Raw genomic sequence first — 16,801 nt, 5'->3', positions numbered from 1 at the left:
CACACAGGTGCGCATGGGCCCCGGCGAGATGGTCCAGGCGGCGGCGATGGCACGTCGCTTCTACCTGGAGGGCAAGTCGAAGATCCAGATCGCCGAGGAGTTCGGGGTCAGCCGGTTCAAGGTGGCGCGGGTCCTGGAGACCGCCCTCGAACGCGATCTGGTGCGGATCGAGATCAGGGTCCCGGCCGAACTGGACGCCGAGCGCTCGGACGCCCTGCGGGCCCACTACGGGCTGCGGCACGCGGTCGTCGTGGAGACCCCGGCGGACCAGGCGGACGCCCCGGACCCGGAGAACCTCGGCGCGGTCGCCGCCGACCTGCTCGGTGAACTCGTCAGCGACGGCGACGTGCTGGGCCTGGCCTGGGGCCGCTCCATCATCACCATGGCCAACGCGCTGGACCGCCTCGCGCCGTGCACCGTCGTGCAGTTGACGGGCGTGTACGACGTCGGCACCGCCGAGCGCGGCTCGGTGGAGGCGGTGCGCACCGCGGCCGCCGTCTCCGGCGGCGAGGCCCACCCGCTGTACGCGCCGATGGTGCTCGCCGACCCGGCCACCGCGTCGGCGCTGCGCGCGCAGAGCCAGATCGCCGCCGCCATGAGCTACTTCGACAAGGTCACCGTCGCCGTGGTGTCCATCGGGTCGTGGGCGGCGGGCATCTCCACCGTTCACGACGCGCTCAGCGACGACGAGCGGGAGCACTACGCGGGGCTGGGCGTGGCCGCCGAGATGTCCTCGCACCTGTTCGACGCGCAGGGCCGGCGGGTCGGGCGCGACCTCGGCGAGCGGTGCATCACCATCGAGGCGGACCGGCTGCGCCGGATTCCCGAGGTGCTGGCCATCGCCGGCGGTATGAAGAAGGCCGGCGCGATCGACGCCGTGCTGCGCTCGGGCCTGGTGACCAGCCTGGTCACCGACACCGCCGCCGCCGACCATCTGCTGCACTCCACCGGGCCCGCACCGCGCCCGGCGCTGGACCGCGCCGACCCCGACGGCTCCTGACACCCGGCCGCCCCGGCCGGCGCGTGCGTGACCCGGCGGCGCGAGGCGTGACCCGACGGGTGGTCAGCGCCAGCGCGGCGGGGGAGCGGCGGGACGGTCGGCCGCACGGGCCCGTGTCGTCCGCCGCTGGACGACGCGGGTGAGGTCGTCCGGGGTCACGATGCCCACCAGGCGGTGCCCGTCGACGACGAGGATGCGCAGCCCGATCTGCGTGCGGATGCCCTCGACCACGTCGTTGAGCAGGTCGTCGGGGCGGGCCACCGTGCACTGCGCGAGCGGTGTCGCCACCTGGCGCAGCCGGACGTCCTCCCGCTGCTCGACCGGCACCATCGCCACGCTCCGCGCCTGCACGATGCCCGTCGGGCTGCCGTTGAGGTCGGTGAGCGGCACGACCGCGTGCCCCGACCGGCCGGCCTCGCCCTCGATGAACCGGTCGACGGTCAGCCAGTCGGACGCGGTCGTCACCGGTGCCGTCATCGCGTCGGCCACCTTCACCCCGCGCAGCGCCGAGGTGATGGCGACGCGTCTGCGCTCCATGCTCGCGGTGAAGGCGATGAACAGGCCGACGACCGCGATCCACAGGCCGCCCGCGTCGCCGCGCAGTATCAGGTACCAGCCGGCCGCCACGATCAGCCCGCCGACGATCTGCCCGCCGCGGTCGGCGGCCAGCTCCGAGCGGTCGCGGTCCTTGACGGCGAGCCAGATCACCGCCTGCAGCACCCGGCCGCCGTCCAGCGGCACCGCCGGCAGCAGGTTGAAGACACCCAGCAGCAGGTTCGCCCAGCCGAGCCAGGCCAGCAGGGCGGCCGGCAGCGCCCAGCTCGGCGCCGAGTGCAGGCCGATCCCCGCGCCGAGCGCGGCGCCGCCGATGACCAGGCTCGCGAGCGGCCCCACGATCGCCACCCACAGCGCCACGCCCGCGGTCCGGGGGCGGCCCATCCGCGTCACGCCGCCCAGAGCCCACAGGGTCACGTCCTCGACGTCGATGCCGCTCCTGCGGGCCGCGGTCGCGTGCGCGGCCTCGTGCAGCAGCAGGCTCACGGCGAGCAGCACCGAGCCGATCACCGCGGTGGCCGCGTAGACCGCGCCCGACCGGTCGGGCACCCAGGCGGGCAGTGTGCCGCGCCCGAGCCCGTAGCCGATCACGATCACCAGCACCGGCACGCTCCAGTGCAGGCGCAGCGGCACCCCGCCGATCCGTCCGATCCTGAACGACCCGGTCATGGGAGCCCTTCTTCCGGCGCCCGGGGCGCCGCGCCGCGCGATGTCCCGCGCGGCCCGGTACCTCCAGCCTCCCTCGCTCGGTGCGGCACGGCCAGGCCCGCGGGGCCGTCCGGGCACCGGGCGCGGTGCGGGCCGCCGGCCGCCGGGCGGGGGCCGGCGGCCGGGCCGATGGCCAGGTCGATGGCCGGACGGATGGTCAGGCCGCGGTCCGCAGCGTCAGCTCGTCGTGCTGCGGTTCGCCGAGGATCACCTTGAGAGCGCCCGTGTCGGCGGCGCGCGCGAAGATGTCGTACGCCTCCTCCATCTGCCCCAGCTCGAAGGTGTGGGTGACCAGGGCGGCGACGGGCAGCCTGCGGTCGGTCAGCATCTGCAGCAGGGTGGCGGTGGACGAGGCGTCCACCAGCCCGGTCGTGATCGTCAGGTTCCTGAACCACGCGTCCTCCAGATGCAGCGTGGCGGGCCCGCCGTGCACCCCGACGTTGGCCAGCCGGCCGCCGGGGCGGACCATGCGGGTGCACTGCTCGAAGCTCTCCGGCAGCCCCACCGCCTCGATCACCACGTCGGCGCCCAGGCCACCGGTCAGGTCCGCGACCAGCGGCTCGGCCTCGGCCGGCGTGGCGATGGCGTCGGCGCCGAGGGCCTTGGCCGCCTCCAGGCGGATCGCCGCGGGGTCCACGGCGACGATCCGGGACGGCGAGAACAGCTGCGCGCCGGCGATCGCGGCCAGCCCGATGGGACCCGCGCCGACCACGACGACCGTGTCCCCGGGGCGCACCCGCCCCTTGAGCACGCCCACCTCGTAGGCGGTCGGGAAGATGTCCGAGAGCAGCACCGCGTCCCTGGCCGGGACGGATTCCGGCAGCGAGTACAGCGACATGTCGGCGAACGGCACCCGCACGAACTCCGCCTGGGTGCCGTCGATGCGGTGCCCGAGGATCCAGCCGCCGCCCTCGGTGCACTGGCCGTAGGCGGCCTCGCGGCAGAACCGGCACCGGCCGCAGCCGCTGATGCAGGAGACCAGCACCCGGTCGCCCGGCCGCACCGCGCGCACCGCGCTGCCCGTCTCGACGACCCGGCCCACGGCCTCGTGCCCCAGGACCGTGCCCGGCGGCACGTCCGGCACGTCGCCCGCCAGGATGTGCAGGTCGGTGCCGCAGATGGTGGTGGCCTCGACCCGGACGATCGCGTCGGCCGGGTCCTGGACCGCCGGGTCCCGGGCGTCCTGCCAGGAGGACCGGCCAGGACCGTTGAAGACGAGTGCTTTCATGGCGTTCCTCCTCGCGCCGCGCGGGTGACCCTCCCTCCAGCCTCCTCGCGGTCGCCCGGCCTCGCACGGGCAGCGGACGGCGGTCACCGGCCCGTCTGGACGAAACGACAGGCGGGCCGCCGCCGGGCTGGGGAAAGGTACAGACATCCGCCGTGTCCGTGCACGAACGCGGATCGTCCACGATGATGGCGTAGGAGCCACAGTTCGGTCTGTCCGGCTTCGGAACTGACTCCCCGCCCGCTGTCTGATGTTTCCGCAGGTGAGAGAGTCGAGATGCGTTTCCTGAATGATGTGCAGCCCGCGTACGACCTGACGTACGACGATGTGTTCATGGTGCCGAGCCGCAGCGCGGTCGGCTCCCGGCAGGCGGTGGACCTCCGGGCCCCCGACGGCACGGGGACCACGATCCCGCTGGTCGTGGCGAACATGACCGCGATCGCGGGGCGCCGGATGGCCGAGACCGTGGCCCGGCGCGGCGGGCTGGTCGTGATCCCGCAGGACATCCCGCTCGACGTGGTCGCCGACGTGATCGCCTACGTCAAGGCGCGCCACCTGGTGCTGGACACGCCCATCACCCTCGCCCCCTCGCAGACCGTCGCCGACGCGCTGGCGCTGCTGCCCAAGCGCGCCCACGGCGCCGGGGTCGTCGTCGAGGACGGCCGGCCGGTCGGCGTCGTCACCGAGTCCGACCTGACGGGCGTGGACCGCTTCACCCAGCTGTCCCAGGTGATGTCCACCGACCTGCTGCTGCTGGACGCCGCGATCGACCCGCGCGAGGCCTTCAACCGCCTGGAGGACGCGCACCGCAAGCTCGCCCCCGCGGTGGACGCGGACGGGCGGCTGGCCGGCATCCTCACCCGCACCGCGGCGCTGCGGGCCACCCTCTACGAACCCGCGGTCGACGACCAGGGCCGGCTGCGGATCGCCGCGGCCGTGGGGATCAACGGCGACGTGGCGGGCAAGGCCAAGCAGCTGCTCGACGCCGGTGCGGACACGCTCGTGGTGGACACCGCGCACGGCCACCAGGAGTCGATGCTGTCCGCGGTGCGCGCCGTGCGCGGCCTGGACCCGCGGGTGCCGATCGTCGCGGGCAACGTGGTCTCCGCCGACGGCGTGCGCGACCTGGTCGCGGCGGGCGCCGACATCATCAAGGTCGGCGTCGGCCCCGGCGCGATGTGCACCACCCGCATGATGACCGGCGTCGGCCGGCCGCAGTTCTCCGCCGTGCTGGAGTGCGCCGCCGAGGCCCGCCGGCACGGCAGGCACGTGTGGGCCGACGGTGGCGTGCGGCACCCGCGGGACGTCGCGATGGCGCTGGCCGCGGGCGCGTCCAACGTCATGATCGGCTCCTGGTTCGCCGGCACCTACGAGTCGCCGGGCGACCTGCAGCAGAGCGCGGACGGCCGCCTCTACAAGGAGTCGTTCGGCATGGCCTCCGCACGGGCGGTGCGCAACCGGACCAGCGAGGAGTCGGCCTACGACCGGGCCCGCAAGGCGCTGTTCGAGGAGGGCATCTCCACCTCGCGGATGTTCCTCGACCCGGTCAGGCCCGGCGTGGAGGACCTGATCGACTCGATCGTGGCCGGCGTCCGCAGCTCCTGCACCTACGCCGGCGCCGGGTCGCTGGCGGAGTTTGCCGACCGGGCCGTGGTCGGCGTGCAGAGCGCCGCCGGGTACGCCGAGGGCAAGCCGCTGCACGCCAGCTGGCAGTAGCCGCCGCGGAGTGCCGCGCGGCGCTCCCGGCCCCGTCGCCGCGGAGTGCCGCGCGGGGCGTCCCGGCCGCCCCGGGACCGGCCCGTGCGACACTCCCGACGTGCCGCTGAACGAACTCGACGAACGCATCGTCCACGCCCTGGCCGCCGACGCGCGCCGCTCCTACGCCGACATCGGGGCCGAGGTCGGCCTGTCGGCGCCCGCCGTCAAGCGCCGGGTCGACCGGCTGCTGGCGGCCGGGGCGATCACCGGTTTCACGGTGCGTGTCGACCCGGCCGCACTCGGCTGGCAGACCGAGGCCCTGGTCGAGCTGTACTGCCGGCACAACACCTCGCCCTCCGACATCCGCCGCGGCCTCGCCCGCTACCCGGAGGTGGCCTCGGCCTCCACCGTCACCGGCGAGGCGGACGCCGTCGTGCAGGTCTTCGCGTCCGACGTGCGCCACTTCGAGCAGGTACTGGAGCGGATCGCCGGCGAGCCCTTCGTGACCCGCACCAAGTCCGTGCTGGTGCTGTCCCCCCTGCTGCGCCGCTACGGGGCCGGCGCCCCCGACTGAGGCTGCCGCCGGGCGTTCCGGCCGGTCCCGCCTCCCCTGGCCGGAAGGCCGGGCACGCCCGCCGGCTCCGGCCCGGACGAGCCGCCTGCTCGCAGTGAAATGTCGTGATTGTGCGTGAGTGCGATGTTTTGTCTACACCATTGGGGTAACGCGCTGGGTGAGGCCGGAGATCGGCCACGGCAGTCCTCAAGGAGGCGGCATGATCACCCGCGAGCAGATATCCCAGGTCGTGGGCCATCCGGTCCACGACTCCACGGGGAAGAAGATCGGCGACGCCAAGCACATGTACCTGGACGACGCCACCGGCGATCCCGAGTGGGTCACCGTGAAGACCGGGTTCTTCGGCAACAACGAGACGTTCGTGCCGACCCGCTCGGCCCAGCTGGTCCAGGACCATCTCGAGATCCCCTACGACAAGGAGAAGATCAAGGGCGCGCCGAACGTGGACGTCGACTCGGGCGGACACCTCTCGGTCGAGGAGGAGCGGCATCTGTACCGCTACTACGGCATCGAGAGCGGCGGTGCCGCGGCAGGCGAGAAGGCCGCGGCGGCGGGGACTGCCGGAGCGGCGGCCGGGATATCCGGCCGGCACGCCAAGCGCGGCGAGGAGTCGGGCGCCGGTACCTCCAAGGGCGCCGGTGGCGGCATGGGTGCCGAGAGCGGCATGGACCGCGGCCCGAAGTCCGGCGCGGCCGCCGGCATGCGCGAGAGCGCGGCCGGCAGCGAGAAGTCCGCGGGCACCGGCATGTCCGGCAGCGAGGCCGGCACCGGGACCGGCTTCGCGGCGGACCGCGCCGCCTCCTCCGGGCGGTCGGCGCCGGCCTCCGGCAAGGGCGCCATGGCCGAGGGGCAGGAGATGATGACCCGCTCCGAGGAGGAGCTGGTGGTCGACGTCCAGCGGCACACCTCGGGCCGTGCCCGCCTGCACAAGTACGTCGAGGTCGAGGAGGTCGAGAAGACGGTGCCGATCCGGCACGAGGAGGTCAGGCTCGAACGCGAGCCGATCACCGACGCGACCCGGAGCGGCATGAACCCGGAGATCTCCGAGGCCGACCAGTACATCACCCTCCACGAGGAGGAGGCGGTCATCGACACCCGGGTGGTCCCCAAGGAGCGCGTGCGGATGCGCGTGGAGGAGCGCACCGAGGAGAAGACCGTCCGCGGCCGGGTGCGCAAGGAGCGCATCGAGTCCGACATGGGGTTCGACGGGACCGGCAAGGGCACCAGGGAGACCGGTCAGGCCGGCAAGGACCAGCGCTTCCAGTGACCGCCCCGCGCTGACCGCGCCCGCGGCCCCTTTCACGGCGGGCGCCCGCACCCCACCCCGGGGCGCGGGCGCCCGCCGCGGCATGCCCGCCTCCGCGTGCCCGCACCGCCGCACCAGGAGTGACGCCGGCCGTGCCGCCGCACCCGGCGCAACGAATCGCCGGTTCCGGGGGAAAAGACGCAACGGATCGCATCACCGGTCGCAATGTTCGCGCCTTCCGCCCGCCCACCCCCGCGACGTACCGTCGAAGGAGTCCCCGCAGACCCCACCTGACCAGGCGAAAGAGGCTCCATGGCGCCGTTGCGCACCGCCCTGCTGCAAGGCCCCGCCGGCGTGCCCGCGACCGTCGCGGACAGCCTGCGGGCCCTGGACGAGGCCGCGGCGCAGGCGGCCGCGCAGGGCGCGCGGCTGCTCGCCACCAGCGAGCTGTTCCTCACCGGCTACGCCCTCGGCGTCCGTGTCGCCGAGCTGGCCGAGCCCGCGGACGGCCCGTCGGCGGCGCGCGTCGACGCGATCGCGGCCCGGCACGGCATCGCGATCGCCTACGGCTTCCCCGAGCGCGTGACCGCGGACGGGGACGCGGTGTTCAACGCGGTCCGCCTGGTCGGCGCCGACGGCGCGGAGCTGGTCGTGTACCGCAAGGCGCACCTGTTCGGCGACTACGAGAGGACCGCGTTCACCCCCGGCGACCGCCCGCTCGCGCAGGCCACCGTGGACGGCGTCCGGGTCGGCCTGCTGATCTGCTACGACGTGGAGTTCCCCGAGGCCGTGCGCGCCCACGCGCTGGCCGGAACCGAACTGCTGCTGGTCCCCACGGCGTTGATGCGCCCCTACGAGTTCGTCCCGCAGGTCCTCGTGCCCGCCCGGGCGTACGAGAACGGCATGCACGTCGCGTACGCCAACCGCTGCGGCCCGGAAGGGGAGTTCGACTTCGCCGGACTGAGCTGCCTGGCGGGGCCCGACGGCACGGTCCGCGCGCGGGCCGGCGCCGGACCCGAACTCCTCGTCGCCTCCGTCGACCCCGAGGCGGTCCGCGCCGCCCGTGCCGAGACGCCCTATCTCGCCGACCGCAGGCCGGAGTTGTACCGCTCGCTGACCTGAGCCGCCGGGCGCACCCGCCCCGGTCCGCACCGGCCCGGAGCCGCACCGCTCCCGCTGCCAGCCCGCCCCGCACCCCGCACCGCCGCCCCCGCGTACGACCAGGAGAGCCGCCCCATGACGTCCGTGCCCACCGCCGTCCACGACGAGCAGCACATCGAGGCGCAGGCACAGCCGGCCATCACGATGTTCGGCCCCGACTTCCCCTACGCCTACGACGACTTCCTCGCCCACCCCGCGGGCCTGGGCTCGGTGCCGGCCACCGAGCACGGCACCGAGGTGGCGGTGATCGGCGGCGGCCTGTCGGGGATCGTCGCCGCGTACGAGCTGATGAAGATGGGCCTGCGCCCCGTGGTCTACGAGGCCGACCGGATCGGCGGCCGGCTGCGCACGGTCGGGTTCGAGGGCTGCGACCCGGGCCTGACCGCGGAGATGGGCGCGATGCGCTTCCCGCCGTCCTCGACCGCCTTCCAGCACTACGTCGACCTGGTGGGTCTGGAGACCCGGCCGTTCCCCAACCCGCTGGCGCCGGACACCCCGTCGACCGTCGTGGACCTCAAGGGCGAGAGCCACTACGCCACCTCGCTGGAGGACCTGCCCGACGTCTACCGCCAGGTGATGCACGCGTGGAACGCCTGCCTGGAGGAGGGCGCCGACTTCTCCGCGATGCAGCACGCCCTGCGCACCCGCGACATACCGAAGATCCGCGAGATCTGGTCCGCGCTGGTGGAGAAGCTGGACAACCAGACCTTCTACGGATTCCTGTGCGACTCCCCGGCGTTCGCGTCGTTCCGGCACCGCGAGATCTTCGGCCAGGTCGGCTTCGGCACCGGCGGGTGGGACACCGACTTCCCCAACTCCATCCTGGAGATCCTGCGGGTCGTCTACACCGGCGCGGACGACGACCACCGCGGCATCGTCGGCGGCAGCCAGCAGCTCCCGCTGCGGCTCTGGGAGCGCGAGCCGGACAAGCTGCTGCACTGGCCGCGCGGCACCTCGCTGCGCTCGCTGCACGGCGGCGACCCGCGGCCCGCGGTCACCGGCCTGCACCGCACGGCCGGCAACCGGATCACCGTCACCGACTCCACCGGCGACATCCGCACCTACCGGGCGGCGATCTTCACCGCGCAGAGCTGGATGCTGCTGTCGAAGATCTCCTGCGACGACTCGCTGTTCCCGATCGACCACTGGACGGCCATCGAGCGCACCCACTACATGGAGTCCAGCAAGCTCTTCGTGCCCGTCGACCGGCCGTTCTGGCTGGACAAGGACCCGCGGACCGGGCGCGACACCATGTCGATGACCCTCACCGACCGGATGACGCGCGGCACCTACCTGCTCGACGACGGCCCGGACCGGCCCGCCGCGATCTGCCTGTCGTACACGTGGTGCGACGACAGCCTGAAGTGGCTGCCGCTGAGTGCGCACGAGCGGATGGAGGTCATGCTCAAGTCGCTCGGCGAGATCTACCCGGGCGTCGACATCAGGCGTCACATCATCGGCAACCCGGTGACCGTCTCCTGGGAGAACGAGCCGTACTTCATGGGCGCGTTCAAGGCCAACCTGCCCGGCCACTACCGCTACCAGCGGCGGCTGTTCACCCACTTCATGCAGGACGCGCTGCCCGCCGACCAGCGCGGGCTGTTCCTGGCCGGCGACGACGTCTCGTGGACGGCGGGCTGGGCCGAGGGCGCGGTGCAGACCGCGCTGAACGCGGTGTGGGGCGTGATGCACCACCTCGGCGGCGGCACCGACCCGCTTAACCCGGGTCCCGGCGACGTCTACGACGACATCGCGCCGGTGACGCTGCCGGAGGACTGAGGCGCCCGCGGACCAGGGGCGCCGGCCGCGGGGCGGCGGGGGCCGGCCGCGGCGCGGGGCAGCGGCAGGGGCGCGAGCAGCAGGCGCCCGGTGAGCGCCACGGTCGCGTCCAGCAGCTCCACGCTCTCCCGGTAGGCGTCGCCGTGCCGCCGCAGCAGCCACAGCAGGCGGGCCGTCGCCCACGCTCCGTCCCGCGCCCTCGCCAGGCTCCACGCCCCGGCCAGATGGGTGAGCGGCTCGGCCGCCTCCAGGGCGTCGGGGCCGGGCATGAGCTGCTCCCGCACCCGGGTCTCGATGACGGCGAGCACCTCGCCGACCCGGTCGAAGTCCGTTCTCAGGCACGCCAGTTCCGTCCCGGCCGCCCGCGCGGTGCCGACCACCGCGAGTGGCAGGTCGTGGCCGACGTGCGCGTTGACGCCGGCCAGGGCGAACTGCAGGGCGTGCAGGCGGCGGTCGGCCCGCCGGTGCAGCAGCGTCCGCCAGCAGTCCGGCGGGCGCCGCCCGCCGCTACCGCCACCGACCGCCGCCAGATAGCGGCCGGCGAACCGTGCGGCGAGCGCGGCCGCGGTCTCCGGTACCGCGAACTCGCCGGCGGTCAGCCGCCGTTCGATCTCCTCGGTGACCGCCAGGTAGACGCCGTTGAAAACCGCTACCCCGTCGTCCGGCGGCAGCGCGGCAGCCAGCGCCCGCATCCGGTCCAGGACGCCCCGCAGGTCCGCGGGCCGCGCGCTCGGTGCCGGACGGCCGGGCCGTGGGGTCATGGCGGGCGTGACGGTCATGGCCCCAGGCTCGGGACCCGAGGGCGCCGACGGGCTGCGGCACGCGCGGCCCCCGTCCCGACGCCACCCGTGCGGGTGCGTCCCGTCCGTGCGGCCGGACCCCGGCCGAGCGGGTGCACCCCGGCTGTGTGGCCGAACCCCGTCCGTGCGGCCGGACCGCGGCCGGCGCGGTCCGGCGAGCTCCGGTGGCCGCGCGCCGTGGGCCGGGCCGGCGGCCGAGAGAGGGCGGGCGCCCGATCCGGGGATCGGCACTCCCTGGATACCGGCCGCCGGCGGCCGCATGCTGGAACCGTGGACAGACCAGAGCTCGCCGACTTCCTGCGCCGCTGCCGTACCCGCCTGGCCCCCGGCGACGTGGGGCTCTCGGAGGGCGCCAGGCGCCGCACGCCGGGCCTGCGCCGGGAGGAGGTGGCGCAGCTGGCCGGGATGTCCGTGGACTACTACACGCGTCTGGAGCAGGCCCGCGGCCCGCACCCGTCGCGCCAGATGCTCACCTCGCTGGGCCGCGCGCTGCGCCTGACCGCCGACGAGCGCGACCACCTGTTCCACCTGGCGGGGGAGGAGCCGCCGCGCGAGACCGGCGGGAGCGGGCACGTGCGGCCCGGGCTGCTGCTGATCCTCGACCGGCTGCACGACACCCCGGCTCAGGTGATCAGCGACATCGGCGACGTGCTCGCCCAGAACCCCATGTCGGCCGCGCTGTCGGGGGACGTCTTCGCCCGGCCGCCGCACCTGCGCAACATCATCCGGCGGATGTTCACCGACCCTGCGGGGTTCGCGCTGTTCCCCGAGGAGGACCACGAGACGCTCGCCCGCGGCCACGTGGCCGGCCTGCGGGCGGTGCTGGCGGCCCGGCCCGACGATCCGCGGCCGGCCGCGCTGGTGGCCGAACTCCGCGCGGCCAGCCCGCGGTTCGCGAGCCTCTGGGCGGAGCACGAGGTGGCCGTGCGGCGGTCCGACACCAAGCGCTTCCTGCACCCGGTGGTCGGCCTGCTGGAGCTGCAGTGCGAGGTGCTGCTGAGTGCCGGGCACGACCAGCGGCTGGTCGTCCACACCGCCCGCCCGGGCTCCGAGTCGTACGAGCGGCTGCAACTGCTGCGCGTCGTGGGCCTGCAGGACCTGACCGTGGGGTGACGCCGGGGGTGCCCGGACGGGCCCCGGCGAGACCCCCGCGTCGCCAACACCCCTACCCCGTAAGGCTGATGGCGGCGCGCCCCCGCCATGGCGTATATGCGCGGCATGAATTGGTGCCTCAGGCGCCCACCAGCCCCGGGCGGGCCGCTACCGTTGAGTCACGGTCCGGCGGGCTCGATTCCCCCGTGCGCGCCCGCCGGACCCCTGACCTCCTGTTGCGTGCCCTCGGCCGCCGGGAGGTCTCCTTTTGCGGCCACTGCCGGCCCTGTCGCGCGCGCGGACTCACGGTGCGTCCAACCTGCTGAACGGACGGCGTCCGGCGGCCCGTCCGTCCCTTCGCCGACTCCCAAGCGCCGTCCCTGGTTGCTGCTGGGTGGCGATTGCCCGCGTCCGGACCATTGCCCGTCGTGCCGGGGAACTCTACGCTCCATCCGGTCGAAGTACTGAACACTGTTCATATCCTTGACTCGATGGGAGCGCGTGATGAGGAGAGGGCTCACCGCACTGCTGGCGGCCTGCGGCACACTGGCCGCGGTGCTGCTGTCGAACTCCCCGGCGGGAGCGGCCGGCGTCGCCGGCCGGCACGACGGCGGGCGCCCGCCGGTCCGCCCCGCCCCGCACACGGTGGTGCTCGACGGGACCCGGCTGCAGCGGGCGAGCGTCGCGCTGCACCGCGGGGACCGTGCGCTGACCGGCGTGCTCGCCCAGCTCACCGCCCAGGCCGACGGCTGGCTCACCCAGGGCCCGTGGACCGTGACGTCCAAGCCGCAGACCCCGCCCGGCGGCGACCGGCACGACTACCTCAGCCAGGCCCCGTACTGGTGGCCCACCCAGCCGAAGACCGCGGACAACCCCTGGGGCTGCCCGTACGTGCAGAAGGACGGGGTGCGCAACCCCGACGTCGACACCATCACCGACCACGACGGCCGCGGCCGGATGTTCAACGCCGTCTACTCCCTCACGCTGGCCTGGTACTACACGGGCCGGGCGGCCTACGCCGAGCACGCCGCCCAGATCCTGCGGACCTGGTTCACCGACCCGGCGACGCGGATGAACCCCAACCTGGACCACGGCCAGATCATCCCCTGCAGGACCGACGGCCGGGCGATCGGCATCATCGACTTCTCCCAGCAGTTCACCGACGTCCTCGACGCGACCGCGATCCTCGACATCGGCGCACCGGGCTGGACCCGTGCCGACCACCGGGGCATGCAGGACTGGTACACGGCCTTCACCACGTGGCTCGGCGGGAGCTTCGCGGCCGGCGAGGCCGACGCCGACAACAACCACGGCACGTTCTTCGACATGCAGCTCGCCGCGCTCCAACTCGCCACCGGCCACCGGGACCTGGCCCGGCAGACCGTCCTGTCCGCGGAGACGCGGCGGATCGACTCCCAGGTGGCCGGGGACGGCGGGCTGCCGCAGGAGCTGGCGCGCACCCGCAGCTTCCACTACTCGACGTTCGACCTGGTGGCGCTGACGCGGCTGGCCCAGATCGGCCGGCACGTAGGCGTGGACGTGTGGAACTACCGCAATCCCGCGGGCGCGACGGTCCTCGACGCCGTCGACTTCCTGCTCCCCGCGGCCACCGGCGCCGCCGCGTGGCCCTATCCGGAGCTGGAGTTCCAGCGCTTCGCGGCCAGTGACGTGGTCAGGGCCGCGGCCGACGCCGGCGACCCCAGGGCCCGGGGCGCGGTCCCGCTGCTCCAGGCGCCGCCCGGCGGGGACCTGTGGCCGCTGCGCCCGGCCACCGAGCAGCTGGACCCCATCTCCGGCTGAACGCCGGCCGCCGGCCGCCCGGTTCGGGAACCCGAGCGGCGTGGCCAGCGTGCTGAACCGGGTCCCGGCTCGGCCTCCCACAACCGAGCCGGGACCCGGGGCCTGTCACTCCACCCGTGCCGCGGGCGCCGCCCCATCGGCCGTGGCACGGCGTCCGCCGCCGCCCCCGCTCTCGGCCGCGACCCGCGAACCCCGCCCGGGTCCGACCACGCCGGCGCCCAGCACCAGCCCCAGTGTCAGCACCGTGACGAGGACGAACGAGACGGTCAGCGAACTCGCCCCGGCGATCGCGCCGATGGCGGCCGGCGCGACCAGACCGGAGGTGTACGTCACGGTCGCCACGCCGGCGATCGCCTGGCTCGGCACCGGGCCGCGCCGCCCCGCGGCAGCGAAGCACAGCGGCACCACCACCGAGATGCCCACGCCCAGCAGCGCGAAGCCGGCGATGGCCGGTGCCGGGCTGCGCGCCAGCACCACCAGGAGACCGCCGGTGGTGGCGATCACGCCGCCCGAACGCAGCGCCGTCACCGCGCCGAGCTGCCGTACCGCGAAGTCGCCGAGCAGCCGCGTGATGGCCATCGTGCAGGAGAACGCCGTGTAGGCCAGGGCCGCTATCGCGGGGGAGGCGTGCGCGATGTCGCGCAGGTAGACCGCGCACCAGTCGGAGCTGCCGCCCTCCGCGAAGACCCCGCAGAACCCGATCGCCCCGATCACCAGGGCCGAGCGCGGTGGCAGCGCGAACCGCGGCGGGGCCTCCTCGTCCGGCGCCGGCCGCACGTCCGGCGCGCGCCCGCCCACCAGCAGCGCGACGGTGGTGAGCACGGCGGCCATCACGCCCAGATGGATCCGGGCGTCCAGGCCCGCGTGCGCGGCGGGCACGCCGATGGCCGCGCCGACGAGCGTGCCCACGCTCCACATCCCGTGCAGGCCCGACATGATCGACTTGCCCTTGCGTTCCTCGACCTCCACGCCCAGCGCGTTCATCACCACGTCCGCGGTGCCCGCGCTGGCGCCGAAGACCAGCAGCGCCACGCACAGCCACGGCAGTCCGGGGGCCAGGGCGGGCAGTGCCAGCGCGGCACACCACAGGCCGAGCAGCAGGCGCAGCGCGGCGCGCGAGCCCAGCTTGTGCATCAGGCGCCCGGCCAGCGGCATCAGCAGTGACGAGCCGACCGCCGGACAGACCAGCGCCAGGCCCAACTCGCCAGCGCTCAGGTGCAGTTGATCCTTGATCCAGGGGATGCGGGTGGCGAACGTGCCGCTCACCGCGCCGTGCACGGCGAAGGCTGTGGCGATCGTGAGATGCGCCCGGCGGACGGCGCCCGGAGCGCGGTCGACGGCGTCGGAGCTCTGCATGCGGGTAAACTATCAGGAAGCCTGCCTGAAAGTTAAGGATTTTGCGGCGGTCCGCGGCGCCGGCAGCGGAACCGGGACGTGAACCCCGGGCAGGGCCGTCTGGAAGGATCGCCCGCATGACCGCCACCCGCGCGCACCCCGGGCGGGGCGCCTCGCCCCGGATCGCCCGTGCCATCAACGACCGGCTGGCGCTGCGCCTGCTCCAGCAGGAAGGGCCGCTCACCGCAGGGCAGTTGAAGGAACTCACGGGCATGTCCCGGCCCAGCGTCGCGGATCTGGTGGAGCGGCTCCAGGACTCCGGGCTGATCGAGGTGGTCGGCGAGAGCGGCGCGGCCAGGCGCGGCCCCAACGCCCGCGTCTACGGCATCGTCGCCGGCCGCGCCCATGTGGCCGGGCTCGACGTCCGCGTGGAGAGCATCGCCGTGGAGATCGCCGACCTGCTCGGCCGTACCGTGGCCCGCGGCGAACTGCCGGTCGCGCCGGACGCCGACCCGGCACGCCTGCTCGAGGACGGCGTCGGCCTGCTCCAGGACACCGCCCGGGCGGCCGGGGTGGACGAGCTGCACACCGTCGCGTTCGGTGCGCCAGGCATGGTCGACCCGGTCACCGGCCGGCTCAGCCCGACCGGCGCCCTGCCGTCCTGGCACGGCGACCTGGTCGACGAGGTGCGCAAGCGGCTCGGCGTCCCGGTGCTGCTGGAGAACGAGGTCAACCTCGCGGCCGTCGCCGAACAGCGCGCCGGTGCCGGCGCGGGACCGGACGGCGACGAGGCCACGTTCGCGCTGCTGTGGCTGGGCAGCGGGGTCGGTGCCGCCCTGATGCTCGACGGGCGGCTGCGCCGCGGCACTTCGGGCGGCGCGGGCGAGGTCGGGTTCCTGCCCCTGTCCGCCACCGGAGGGCTGCCCACCGCCACCGACTGCGACAACGGGTTCCACGGGATGGCCGGCAGCCGCGCGGTGTGCGCGCTGGCCCGCGAGCACGGCGTGCCCGCGGGGGGGCCTCAGGACGCCGCGGGCGCCGCCGGCGCCGTGCGGTCCGCGGTGTCCGCCGTCGCCGCGGTGTCTGCCGTCGCCGCTGACGCCGCCCCCGCGAAGGACGGCGCGGGCGGCACGAGCGGCCCGGCGGTCACCGGGAGCGAGGGTCCGGCGGCCCGGGGCGGCCCGGCCGCCACCGAGCCCCTGCCCGGCGCCGCCGCCGCGTTCCTCGACGCGCTCGCCGCGCGCATCGCCGTCGGGGTCGCGTCGATCTGCGCGGTCGTCGACCCCGGCCGGGTGGTGCTGGCCGGCGAGGTCGGGCTCGCGGGCGGGCGGGTCCTGGCCGACCGGGTCGCCGAGCGCCTCGCCCGCCTCTCCCCGCTGCGGACGACCGTCCACCCCACCGCGGTCGGCGCCGCGCCCATCCTGCGCGGCGCGGTCATCACGGCGATGGACGCCGCCCAGGACACCCTGTTCACGCCGCCCGCCTGACCGCCGCCCGGGACGGCCGGCCGCCGGTGTGAGCCAGTAGGCACGGGAGGGGGCTGGAGTGCCGGGTCCGGACCGTGGCAGACTTGACGGCAGAAGTGACGTTCGCGCACTCCGGGGTCGGTGTAATTCCGAACCGGCGGTTATAGTCCGCGACCCGGCCGCAGCCAGCGGCCGGTTGACCAGGTGGAATTCCTGGACCGACGGTGAAAGTCCGGATGGGAGGCAGTGCGCGGCGGGCGTTCACTCAGGTGGTGCCGCCGTTCGGCCGGTCCCGATCCCGGGACCTCGGGCGTCGTGGCGCCCTCGGAGCGGACGGCTTTCCCGCTGAGTCCCACGCCCCG

The 16,801-nt window shown here is 74.7% G+C and carries 13 protein-coding genes and 1 riboswitch; of the genes, 9 read left to right on the top strand and 4 right to left on the bottom strand.

Features of this window, described 5'->3' with window-relative positions:
* The first annotated feature begins 13 nt into the window (after positions 1–13).
* On the top strand, positions 14–1,000 hold the full coding sequence (locus BMW99_RS13550) for a sugar-binding transcriptional regulator (protein ID WP_245791448.1): 987 nt from the start codon (positions 14–16) through the stop codon (positions 998–1,000).
* A gap of 63 nt (positions 1,001–1,063) precedes the next feature.
* Here BMW99_RS13550 and BMW99_RS13545 read toward each other — a convergent pair whose 3' ends face one another.
* Together BMW99_RS13545 and BMW99_RS13540 are read right to left on the bottom strand one after the other, a co-directional pair.
* Positions 1,064–2,224 (bottom strand): site-2 protease family protein, encoded by a 1,161-nt coding sequence (locus tag BMW99_RS13545; protein ID WP_069466171.1) that lies wholly within the window; start codon positions 2,222–2,224, stop codon positions 1,064–1,066.
* Between the two features lie 196 nt (positions 2,225–2,420).
* On the bottom strand, positions 2,421–3,491 hold the full coding sequence (locus tag BMW99_RS13540) for an alcohol dehydrogenase catalytic domain-containing protein (RefSeq protein WP_069466172.1): 1,071 nt from the start codon (positions 3,489–3,491) through the stop codon (positions 2,421–2,423).
* Between the two features lie 273 nt (positions 3,492–3,764).
* Between BMW99_RS13540 and BMW99_RS13535 the strand changes: the two genes are divergently transcribed.
* The 5 genes from BMW99_RS13535 (at position 3,765) to BMW99_RS13515 (ending at position 9,946) form a co-directional block, all read left to right on the top strand.
* Entirely contained in the window at positions 3,765–5,204 is a 1,440-nt protein-coding gene (locus BMW99_RS13535; RefSeq protein WP_069466173.1) for a GuaB1 family IMP dehydrogenase-related protein, read from the top strand.
* 100 nt (positions 5,205–5,304) lie between these two features.
* Positions 5,305–5,760 (top strand): Lrp/AsnC family transcriptional regulator, encoded by a 456-nt coding sequence (locus BMW99_RS13530; RefSeq protein WP_069466174.1) that lies wholly within the window; start codon positions 5,305–5,307, stop codon positions 5,758–5,760.
* Between the two features lie 199 nt (positions 5,761–5,959).
* On the top strand, positions 5,960–7,027 hold the full coding sequence (locus BMW99_RS13525; protein ID WP_075016866.1) for a PRC and DUF2382 domain-containing protein: 1,068 nt from the start codon (positions 5,960–5,962) through the stop codon (positions 7,025–7,027).
* A 291-nt stretch (positions 7,028–7,318) separates the two neighbouring features.
* Complete coding sequence (locus BMW99_RS13520) at positions 7,319–8,128, top strand: carbon-nitrogen hydrolase family protein (RefSeq protein WP_075016865.1); 810 nt, start codon at positions 7,319–7,321, stop codon at positions 8,126–8,128.
* A gap of 114 nt (positions 8,129–8,242) precedes the next feature.
* Positions 8,243–9,946 carry a flavin monoamine oxidase family protein gene (locus BMW99_RS13515; protein WP_075016864.1) on the top strand — a complete coding sequence of 568 codons (1,704 nt, stop codon included), beginning with the start codon at positions 8,243–8,245 and terminating at the stop codon, positions 9,944–9,946.
* On the opposite strand, the gene BMW99_RS13510 is transcribed toward BMW99_RS13515, so the two are convergent.
* Positions 9,907–10,725 carry a DUF5995 family protein gene (locus tag BMW99_RS13510; RefSeq protein WP_075016863.1) on the bottom strand — a complete coding sequence of 273 codons (819 nt, stop codon included), beginning with the start codon at positions 10,723–10,725 and terminating at the stop codon, positions 9,907–9,909. The two genes, BMW99_RS13515 and BMW99_RS13510, sit on opposite strands and share 40 nt — an antisense overlap.
* Before the next feature lie 291 nt (positions 10,726–11,016).
* On the opposite strand from BMW99_RS13510, the gene BMW99_RS13505 reads away from it, so the two are divergent.
* Both BMW99_RS13505 and BMW99_RS13500 read left to right on the top strand, forming a co-directional pair.
* Positions 11,017–11,859, top strand: a complete 843-nt coding sequence (locus BMW99_RS13505; RefSeq protein ID WP_069466291.1) for a helix-turn-helix transcriptional regulator — start codon at positions 11,017–11,019, stop codon at positions 11,857–11,859.
* Between the two features lie 483 nt (positions 11,860–12,342).
* Entirely contained in the window at positions 12,343–13,638 is a 1,296-nt protein-coding gene (locus tag BMW99_RS13500) for an alginate lyase family protein (protein ID WP_069466292.1), read from the top strand.
* 105 nt (positions 13,639–13,743) lie between these two features.
* Here BMW99_RS13500 and BMW99_RS13495 read toward each other — a convergent pair whose 3' ends face one another.
* Positions 13,744–14,994, bottom strand: a complete 1,251-nt coding sequence (locus BMW99_RS13495; RefSeq protein ID WP_069466293.1) for an MFS transporter — start codon at positions 14,992–14,994, stop codon at positions 13,744–13,746.
* 116 nt (positions 14,995–15,110) lie between these two features.
* On the opposite strand from BMW99_RS13495, the gene BMW99_RS13490 reads away from it, so the two are divergent.
* Entirely contained in the window at positions 15,111–16,460 is a 1,350-nt protein-coding gene (locus tag BMW99_RS13490; RefSeq protein WP_075016862.1) for an ROK family transcriptional regulator, read from the top strand.
* Positions 16,461–16,562: 102 nt separating this feature from the next.
* Positions 16,563–16,693: riboswitch (FMN riboswitch) on the top strand.
* Positions 16,694–16,801 lie beyond the last annotated feature (108 nt).

The organism is Actinacidiphila rubida, from assembly GCF_900110255.1.
GTDB classification, from domain to species: domain Bacteria; phylum Actinomycetota; class Actinomycetes; order Streptomycetales; family Streptomycetaceae; genus Actinacidiphila; species Actinacidiphila rubida.
The sequence above is the reverse complement of the archived record's forward strand: the minus strand, read 5'-3'. Positions and strand labels throughout refer to the sequence as shown.

Excerpts from the sequence above, each read along its gene's own strand:
- BMW99_RS13540 (WP_069466172.1), bottom strand. The coding sequence starts at position 3,491 with ATGAAAGCACTCGTCTTCAACGGTCCTGGCCGGTCCTCCTGGCAGGAC.
- BMW99_RS13545 (WP_069466171.1), bottom strand. The coding sequence starts at position 2,224 with ATGACCGGGTCGTTCAGGATCGGACGGATCGGCGGGGTGCCGCTGCGC.
- BMW99_RS13510 (WP_075016863.1), bottom strand. The coding sequence starts at position 10,725 with ATGACCGTCACGCCCGCCATGACCCCACGGCCCGGCCGTCCGGCACCG.
- BMW99_RS13495 (WP_069466293.1), bottom strand. The coding sequence starts at position 14,994 with ATGCAGAGCTCCGACGCCGTCGACCGCGCTCCGGGCGCCGTCCGCCGG.
- BMW99_RS13490 (WP_075016862.1), top strand. The coding sequence starts at position 15,111 with ATGACCGCCACCCGCGCGCACCCCGGGCGGGGCGCCTCGCCCCGGATC.
- BMW99_RS13520 (WP_075016865.1), top strand. The coding sequence starts at position 7,319 with ATGGCGCCGTTGCGCACCGCCCTGCTGCAAGGCCCCGCCGGCGTGCCC.
- BMW99_RS13550 (WP_245791448.1), top strand. The coding sequence starts at position 14 with ATGGGCCCCGGCGAGATGGTCCAGGCGGCGGCGATGGCACGTCGCTTC.
- BMW99_RS13500 (WP_069466292.1), top strand. The coding sequence starts at position 12,343 with ATGAGGAGAGGGCTCACCGCACTGCTGGCGGCCTGCGGCACACTGGCC.
- BMW99_RS13515 (WP_075016864.1), top strand. The coding sequence starts at position 8,243 with ATGACGTCCGTGCCCACCGCCGTCCACGACGAGCAGCACATCGAGGCG.
- BMW99_RS13535 (WP_069466173.1), top strand. The coding sequence starts at position 3,765 with ATGCGTTTCCTGAATGATGTGCAGCCCGCGTACGACCTGACGTACGAC.
- BMW99_RS13525 (WP_075016866.1), top strand. The coding sequence starts at position 5,960 with ATGATCACCCGCGAGCAGATATCCCAGGTCGTGGGCCATCCGGTCCAC.